The 7,697-nt window shown below is 68.6% G+C and carries 10 protein-coding genes and 1 tRNA gene; 5 read left to right on the top strand and 6 right to left on the bottom strand.

From position 1 onward, the window contains the following. Positions 1-128: 128 nt before the first annotated feature. Positions 129-776, bottom strand: a complete 648-nt coding sequence (locus ACHFFZ_RS09770; protein ID WP_394276444.1) for an HAD family hydrolase — start codon at positions 774-776, stop codon at positions 129-131. A gap of 53 nt (positions 777-829) precedes the next feature. Here ACHFFZ_RS09770 and ACHFFZ_RS09765 point away from each other — a divergent pair, with 53 nt between their 5' ends. The 4 genes from ACHFFZ_RS09765 to ACHFFZ_RS09750 are packed head-to-tail and all read left to right on the top strand — an operon-like array spanning position 830 to position 3,410. Next, complete coding sequence (locus tag ACHFFZ_RS09765; RefSeq protein WP_394276443.1) at positions 830-1,453, top strand: NUDIX hydrolase; 624 nt, start codon at positions 830-832, stop codon at positions 1,451-1,453. Further along, on the top strand, positions 1,450-2,181 hold the full coding sequence (locus ACHFFZ_RS09760) for a TetR/AcrR family transcriptional regulator (protein ID WP_394276442.1): 732 nt from the start codon (positions 1,450-1,452) through the stop codon (positions 2,179-2,181). The genes ACHFFZ_RS09765 and ACHFFZ_RS09760 overlap by 4 nt, the downstream gene beginning before the upstream one ends. 38 nt (positions 2,182-2,219) lie before the next feature. After that, the gene (locus ACHFFZ_RS09755; protein ID WP_394276441.1) at positions 2,220-2,828 is read left to right on the top strand and encodes a hypothetical protein; all 609 of its coding nucleotides are present in this window, start codon (positions 2,220-2,222) and stop codon (positions 2,826-2,828) included. 24 nt (positions 2,829-2,852) lie between these two features. Then, complete coding sequence (locus tag ACHFFZ_RS09750; protein ID WP_394276440.1) at positions 2,853-3,410, top strand: type II toxin-antitoxin system PemK/MazF family toxin; 558 nt, start codon at positions 2,853-2,855, stop codon at positions 3,408-3,410. Here ACHFFZ_RS09750 and ACHFFZ_RS09745 read toward each other — a convergent pair whose 3' ends face one another. After that, positions 3,411-4,256, bottom strand: coding sequence for a glycerophosphodiester phosphodiesterase (locus ACHFFZ_RS09745; RefSeq protein ID WP_394276439.1), 846 nt, complete (start codon positions 4,254-4,256; stop codon positions 3,411-3,413). 136 nt (positions 4,257-4,392) lie between these two features. On the opposite strand from ACHFFZ_RS09745, the gene ACHFFZ_RS09740 reads away from it, so the two are divergent. Next, positions 4,393-4,466: transfer RNA gene (locus ACHFFZ_RS09740), tRNA-Gly, on the top strand. A gap of 92 nt (positions 4,467-4,558) precedes the next feature. On the opposite strand, the gene ACHFFZ_RS09735 is transcribed toward ACHFFZ_RS09740, so the two are convergent. The 4 genes from ACHFFZ_RS09735 to ACHFFZ_RS09720 form a co-directional block, all read right to left on the bottom strand. Continuing rightward, complete coding sequence (locus ACHFFZ_RS09735; protein ID WP_394276438.1) at positions 4,559-5,152, bottom strand: hypothetical protein; 594 nt, start codon at positions 5,150-5,152, stop codon at positions 4,559-4,561. Between the two features lie 211 nt (positions 5,153-5,363). After that, a complete protein-coding gene (locus tag ACHFFZ_RS09730; RefSeq protein WP_394276437.1) occupies positions 5,364-6,464 on the bottom strand; it encodes a tyrosine-type recombinase/integrase in 1,101 nt (366 codons plus the stop codon). Next, complete coding sequence (locus ACHFFZ_RS09725; protein WP_394276436.1) at positions 6,464-6,586, bottom strand: hypothetical protein; 123 nt, start codon at positions 6,584-6,586, stop codon at positions 6,464-6,466. The genes ACHFFZ_RS09730 and ACHFFZ_RS09725 overlap by 1 nt, the downstream gene beginning before the upstream one ends. A gap of 95 nt (positions 6,587-6,681) precedes the next feature. After that, on the bottom strand, positions 6,682-7,697 hold a 1,016-nt coding region (locus ACHFFZ_RS09720), incomplete at its 5' end, for a replication initiator (RefSeq protein ID WP_394276435.1).

Here is a 7,697-nt window from a genome sequence, read left to right as displayed (position 1 = left end):
GCCGCCAGGGCTTCGGGGACAGCAAGCAAGCTCTTGCACGCAAAGGGATCCCCGCACCCATGGGTGCGGGGATCCCTTTGCGTGCAAGAGCTTGCTTGCTGTCCCCGAAGCCCTGGCGGCTCGTGCGATCAGCCCAGGAGCCACCTGGCCAACTCGTCGACCTCATCGCACACGGCGGTGGGGTCGGCGAGCATCAGCTCGGTGCGGTCCCCAGCACCCCAGGTGACGGCGATCTGGTCGCAACCGGCAGCCTTGGCGGCCTGGATGTCGACCACGGCGTCGCCGACGTAGACGCCCTTGCCCGGCTCGACGCCGAGCGCCTCGAAGGCGTGCACCAGTGGATCGGGATGCGGCTTGTGCCGTGCAGTGTCGTCAAGGCTGGCCAGCAGCGGCACTCGGTGGGCCAGGCCCGCCGCTGCCAGGCTCCGCTCGGCCGCGGCCCGGTGCTTGCTCGTCGCCACCCCGAGGCGCACCCCAGCCTCCTCCAGGTTGTCGAGCAGGCGGTCGATGCCCTCGAAACTGGTCTGCAGCCGCTCCAGGTTGGCCAGGTTGAAGCGCACATAGCTCTCTCGCAGCACCGGCGCGAGCTCGCCGTGCGGGGCGTAGATGTCGGGAAGAGTACGCCCGATCCAGGCGCGCGCCTCAGCCTCGTCGAGGTCGATGTCGAGCACCTCCCGGTGGGCATGCCTGAAGGAGGTGACGATCAGGGCGATGGTGTCACACAGGGTCCCGTCGAGGTCGAAGACCGCGGCCACCCAAGGGGGGTTCTTGGACATGCATTCAACCTAGCCTGCGCGCCTGAACCCACCCCTGGGGGTAGGGTGAAGGCATGTCGAGCGAACTACATGGAGGGACGGTGCGCAGCCTACGGGACTGGGAACCGCCCAGCGCAGGCCAGCGAGCCCTGCGTGAATCCTATCTGGGCTTCCTCGACGCGCGCCCGGATGCGGTGCGCCGAAGCTGCCAACCGGGCCACCTGACGGCCTCCGCCCTGGTGCTCTCGCCCGACGGGCGCCACACCTGCATGGTCCACCATCGCATCGTCGGGGCCTGGCTCCAGCCGGGCGGACACCTCGAGGACGACGCCGACCTGGCCACCGCCGCCCTGCGTGAGGCCATGGAGGAGACCGGCCTGCAGGGTCTGGCCGTCGACCCGGTGCCGCTGCACCTGGACTGCCACCCGATCACCTGCCGTGGCTCCGGGCCCACCCGCCACTTCGACGTGCGATTCCTGGTGACCGCCCCGATGGACGATCCCGTCACCAGCGACGAGTCCCACGACGTTCGCTGGTGGCCGGTCGATGCACTCCCCGACGTCTTCGTCGAGGTACGAGAACTCGTGACACTGGGCATCGCACGATTGGCTGATCAACTGGCCCCTGGGGCTGAGAGACTGCCGCACGAGCCTGTCCCTGCTACGGGCCTCCCTTCCGGCCCCCGAGATGACCAATGAACACGCATTCCACCCTCGACTCCACCGACACCCGCACCGTCCAGCCTGCGTCAAGCCCCGTTCCCGCCCCGGCCCTGCCGCAGGACCAGGCCCCCGCCGGCGTGAGCAGCCCCGCGTCCTCGGGCTCGGCCAGTTCGCCGGAGAGTGCCGCCCGCCGGCGACGTGGCCGTCGCCCCGCCGGCGCCGGTACCCGTGACCAGATCCTGGGCTGTGCCCGCAAGCTGTTCACCGCCCACGGCTACCAGCGCGTCTCGCTGCGCGCGATCGCCCGCGCGGCCGACGTCGACCCCGCCCTCGTGCACCACTACTTCCACGGCAAACCGGCCATCTTCCTGGCCACCCTGGCCGATGTGGGCATCGACCTGAACCGGCATCTCGCCGGCCTCGCCGAGGTTCCGCGGGACCAGCTCGGCGCCGAGCTGGTGCGCCGCAGCCTCGACATGTGCAGCGATGCCCCCAGCCAGCCCACGACACTCGGCACCAGCACCCCGCCACTGCAGGCGCTGCGCGAGTTCTTCGCCATCGACGTCTTCCCGCGCCTGCCGATCACGGCCGAGGACGGCACCGCCAACTCACTGCGCGCCGAGATGGTGGCCAGTCAGGTGCTCGGCCTGCTGTTCAGTCGCCAGGTCTTGCGCGCCCCACAGGTGCACGGCCGTTCCATCGAGGACCTCACCCGGCTCTACGGCCCGTCGGTGCAGCAGATCATCGACGCCGGTCCGGCCTGATCCGCGCCGACAGCCCGCCCGGGTAGGCTGGCCACCCGATGAACGTGACCAGCCAGGAGGTGGCCGTGGACGACGCAGCACGCGACGGCGGCATCGCCACCCTTCCCCCCGCAGAACTGTCCCACTCCGGCCTGCCGATCAGCCCCAGCACGGGGCAGCCCCGGCGCGCCAAGGTGATGGTGGCCGCCAGTGTGCTGCTGCACGGCGCGGCCCTGGTGGCTCTTGCTGGCCTGGCACTGTCGTGGTGGCGGGCGATCCACATGGCCAGCTTCGCCACTTCCTCGCAGCTGGTACACCTGTGGCAGCCGCGCCCCGGCGGGTGGCGCTCCATCGTCGCCATCGTCGCGGTTTTCGCCATCTGTTCTGCCGTCTCGACAGCTTGCTCCGTGGCAGCCCTCAACGCCTGGAATGGTCACCGCTGGTCACGCGTGGCCGCCGCCCTCGCCACGGTGCTGGCGCTTCTCGGGTGGCTGGTGAACCCAGTGGTGCTGGCCGCCGCGGCGCCGGCACTGGTCGGCACCGCGCTGTTGTGGACACCGCCCGTGACGCGCTACTTCTCCCACTGGGAACAGTTCCGGGCCGGCGAGAGGCCCGCGGTGCAGATAGACCAGGACGTCACCTACGGCCCTCTGCCCCGCTACGTCTGACCCCGCCACCCACCAGGAGTTCTGATGGCCTTCAACTTCCGCGCCGTGCTCACCGACGTGACCCAGGTCCTGCTGCGCGAGGGTCTGCGCTCGCTGCAGCAGGGCCAGCGCCGGCAAGCGCGTCGTCCTTCCGGCGAGCCCCGGCGTACTCCCGCTCCGGCGTCCCGCAGTGGAGCCGATCAGAGTGAGGACTTCGTCGGCGTCCCCTCCTTCGAGTACTCGCCGCAACAAGGCAACACCCCCGATCCGGGAGAGGTGGTGTGGGGCTGGGTGCCCTTCGAGGAGGACCACTCCCAGGGCAAGGACCGTCCCGTCCTTCTGGTGGGCCGGGATGGCCACTGGCTGCTGGGACTGCCGCTGACCAGCAAGGACCATGACCGCGACGCCGCCCAGGAGGCCCGTGACGGTCGGCACTGGATGGACATCGGCACGGGGGCCTGGGACCGCAGGGGACGCGCCTCCGAGGTGCGCCTGGACCGTGTGGTACGGATCGATCCGGCCTCGGTGCGACGCACCGGTTCGGCACTGGACCGCGATGTCTACGATGCCGTCGCGCGCGCGGCGCGGGAACGGCTCGGCTAGTCAGTCGGGCATCGGCGCGTCGAGCAGTTCGACGATGTTCGAGGTCATCAGGCCACGGCAGCCGAGCTTGAGCGCCCGGTCACGCTGCGCGATGGTGTTCACCGCCCACACGACGGTCTCCTTGCCGTAGGTGCCGGCCTTGGTCACCACCTCGGTGATGCGCTGGTCGGAGGCCTCGACCTGGACGCCGACCATGTCGAGCCATTTGGACGGCACCATCTGGTCCAGGTACCTGGTCTGGCGGTCTCCGTCGAAGACATAGCCGAAGGTTCCCCAGCCCTCCAGCTTGGCCTTCTGGAAGCCTGGGGCGTTGATCGGCCGCTTCCACACCACCCGACGGTCGGGATCCTTGGACAGCAGCGCGAAGAGCGGATCGACCGCCTCATTGGCCTTCGGCTCCACCCACAAGGTCATGTCCTTGGGCCACACCTCCAGCACCTCCTCGATGCGGGCGATCGGCCGGGACGGCTGCTCGGGGTCGAGTGTCTCCTTGGCGTGGACCTTGAGCGTGCGCAGCTGGCTCCACGGCGTCTTGACGATCTCGAGGTCGCGGCCGGTCATCCGGCGGGTGCTGAAGTCGTGGTGGCAGACCAGTACCCCGTCGGCACTGCGGTGCACCGACAATTCCATGGCAGGCAGGCCGGGCAGTTTTCCGGCCTGCTGGTAGGCGTGGACCGTCATCTCGGGCCAGTTGCGTCCTCCGCCGCGGTGGGCGATGGAGAAGGCGTCGGCATACTCCGAGGTGACCCCGTCCTCGGGAGCGGAGCAACCTGCAAGCAGGGCGGCAGCCCCGACGCCGAGGCCGCCGGCCATCAGTTGTCGACGCGTGAAGTGACGAGTGTCCATGGTGCCTCCAAGGATGCCGCCGCCGGGTGGCGCCGCGCCATGCAGAAGGGCCCGCAGGGGCAAGTCCTCAGCGCTTCACCAGCCCTGCGGGCACCACTGCTCGGGGTGCGCTAGACTGACTGCTGCTGCACGGCACGCGGGCGTAGCTCAATGGTAGAGCGCCAGCTTCCCAAGCTGGACACGCGGGTTCGATTCCCGTCGCCCGCTCCACAACGAATGGCCTTGTCAACACAGAGTTGGCGGGGCCCTTCGAGGGTTTCAGGCCACATAGCAGAAGCCATTTCGTGCCCAATCGTGCCCAATCACGCGTCCCACCGGTTCCGTGCCGTCTCCATAGCCAGTTGGCCCAACGCGGCCACCATGCCTACATCGGCGAGCCAGTCACCCGGCAAAATGTTGTCCGTGGTTGGCATCTCGCGAGGCCATCCCAAGCCGTGCGCAACCCCGCTGTACACGTGGAAGATCCAAAGAACATGCTCACGCACGAGACCTTCTCCGCTGCCACCGAGAGCCTCTCCAGACTTGGCAGCCAACATCTCGGCAGCCACAGTGGACATCTTGATGAGCAGGCTCCGCTCCCCAATCGCATTCTGCTTGCCAAACGAATCGATCTGAGGCCTTCGTTGTTCAAGCACCTCCGGCGGAGGACACAGGCCGCGCAGCTGTCCGAACTTCTCGGCATCGTCATACAGACGACCAAGACTCCGAGCGTCCTGTCTGGCCACCTCCAAGGCGTGCGCCCGCCGCTGGTCTTCCTTATCGGGTCCAAGAACATAGAGAACCTTCGAGGCGGAGATCAGAGCAGTGCGCGCGAGCGATGCCATGACCGCGCGATGAGTGCCGGACGTCTCCTGAGTTGACCGGACCATCGCGAGACACTCGGCGAGACTCTGCATGGAGGCGCGCAGCGTAGCCTCCATGCTCACCGGCCCCTGGGCAGTCGCATCATTCAGAGCTTTGACGAGATCCGATGGTCGGCTCCAATCCCCCTCGGCCAGCTCTTGTACTGCCCAGCAGGAAGCTTGAACGCGATCTGCCGCCTCGGCCCGTACCTTGGGCCCTCTGTGGAACGTCATATCCCCGAGCCTAGGCGAGAGGGTGACATACCTAGCTGCCATGGCGCATCATCCTGTCCAGCGAGTCGGCAATAGCCCGGTCCCGGTCCACTGTGGCGTGCTGGTAGATCAGCGCGGCGCGCATGCTGGCGTGGCCCATGCGGGTCATCAGTTCCTTGGTGGAGGCCCCAGACGCCGCTGCCAGGTGATTGCCGGTGTGCCGCAGGTCGTGCAGGTGCACATCCGGCGGGATGCTGGCCGACGCCTTCGCGGGACGCCAGATCTTGGTCCAGTTGGAGCGACGCAGCGTCTGCCCACGAGGGCCGACGAACACACGCCCCGTCGGCCCGTCCTCGGCATAGGCGTCGAGGTGGTCGCGGATCTCGTCGCGCAGGCCAGCCGGAAGACTCACACGTCGGACACCGGCTGCTGTCTTGGGCGCCTTCACCACGAGCTCGCCGTCGATCTCGGCCACGGAACGGGCCACGTTCACGGTCATGGCGTTCAGGTCGAAGTCGCGTCGCTGCAGGCCCATGAGCTCACCCCAGCGCAGCGAGCCGAACACGGCCAGCAGCACCAGCAGGCGATACCGCGGCTCGATGGCGTCGGCGAGGTCCATCACCTGGGCCAGGGTGAGCACCGGACGTTCGGCGGGATTCTCGACCGAGGCCCCACGAATGCGGCACGGGTTGCGTGAGAGCAGGTCGTCGTCGACAGCCGTTGCCAGGATCGCGCGGAGCAGGCGGTAGGCCTTCGCCACGGTGCTCTCCCCCACGCCCTTGGTCAGCAGCCGCTGGCGCCACTGACGGACGGCAGCGGGCGTGACGGCACGCAGCTCGTGGTCACCCAGGGTGGGGATAATGTGCAGACGCAGGAGCGACGAGTACAGGTCACGAGTCCGAGCCGACAGACCGGCTCGCTCGTCGATCCATCGCTCGGAGTACTCCTGCACAGTGACGGCCGAGGTGATGGGGCTCACCCACTGCCCGAGGCCAATGTCGGAAGCCACCGTGGCCCAGGCACTCTCTGCCGCACGTCGCGTCTCGTAGGTCGTGGCCAGGCGGTGCCGAAGCCCGTCCGGGCCGGTGTAGCGGACCTGCCACCGGCCGGACGGAAGCTTGCGGAACGAGCCGTGGACGCGCTTTCCGGCCATCAGGCAGCCCGCTTGCGCAGGATCGGGGCAACCGTTCCAGCATCAACGAACTCGTGCAGCGCGGTCTCGGGAATGCGGATGAACTTGCCGACCCGAACGAAGCGGATACGTCGCTCGGTCACCAGGCGACGCGGGAAGCGAGGCCCGGTGCCCAGGTATTCGCCCCCGCCTCTTCGAGGGTCAGCAGGCGCTCCAAGGTTGCGGTGGTGGACATGGTTCAGCTCTCCTTTGAGTGGTGGGGGTGGGTGGTTGTGGCCTTCCATTGCGCGTACTCGCGGGCGCGGGCGGCTGCGGCGGTGGCGAGGGCCTGGTCTGTGGAGGTGTCCCAGCCGGTCGATTCGTAGCGCCAGTCCTTCACGGTGATGACCTGGTCGTCGGTGTCGTGGGCGAGCAGGTCGACGAAGGACAGGTTGACCGGTTGCCCACCGGTCTGGGCCAGGAGGGTCTGGAAGCGAGCGCGTGCCCGGCGTAGGGCGCCGAGGGTGAGGCTGTAGCGGCGGCTTTTGGTGGCGAAGTGGCCGCGGTAGCCGAGGTCTCGGGTGCGTTTGCCGATCTTGGCGTAGGGGTCGATGCCGCCTCGCCATAGCGGGATGGTGCACGGCTGGCCGGTGTCGCGGCGGGTCTGGCGCAGCGCGGCTTCGGTCGCCCAGGTGCGGCACAGGGCGTTGAGGCGCTGAAAGTGGGGGTTGTCGCGGTGGGTGGTGGCGTCGCTGGCGTCCTTGGTTGCGTACTTGGCGAGGTAGGCGGCGACCTGGGCGGGCTGCAAGGCAGCGTCGGGGTCGTCGGGGCGGTGGTGGTCACGAACATGCTTCACATCGACTTGTGGTCCGAAGGCGAGCACTACCGGGGCCTGTCCTTCGACGGGCGGCGGGACGGTGTAGCGCAGCGACGCGGCGGCGTGCTCGACCAGGGCCGCCAGTCGGCTGGTGGTGATCGTGTCGGGGGCGGGGGCGCCGATGCCGAGGAGGGCGGGGCCGTCGAGGCGGATCAGGGCGTGGTAGTGGATCGCGCCGCGGGCCTGGACTTCGGCCACCTTGGCGTACTGGATGGAGCAGCGGTCGCGGAGCTTGCCGGGCTTGATGCCGAGGTCATTGGCGAGGGCGCGGCCGAGGCTGATGGTGAAGCGTCGCCACAGTTCGGGGGCCCACCACTGCCAGACCAGGTGGTGGTCGTAGCGGTAACACTCCGAACACAGGGGCTGGCCAAGGCACTCGTCGTGATCGCCGTGCTTGG

It is taken from the genome of Luteococcus sp., from assembly GCF_043424415.1.
GTDB lineage: Bacteria > Actinomycetota > Actinomycetes > Propionibacteriales > Propionibacteriaceae > Luteococcus.
Note: the sequence above shows the minus strand (reverse complement) of the source record. Positions and strands in the feature narration are given on the sequence as shown.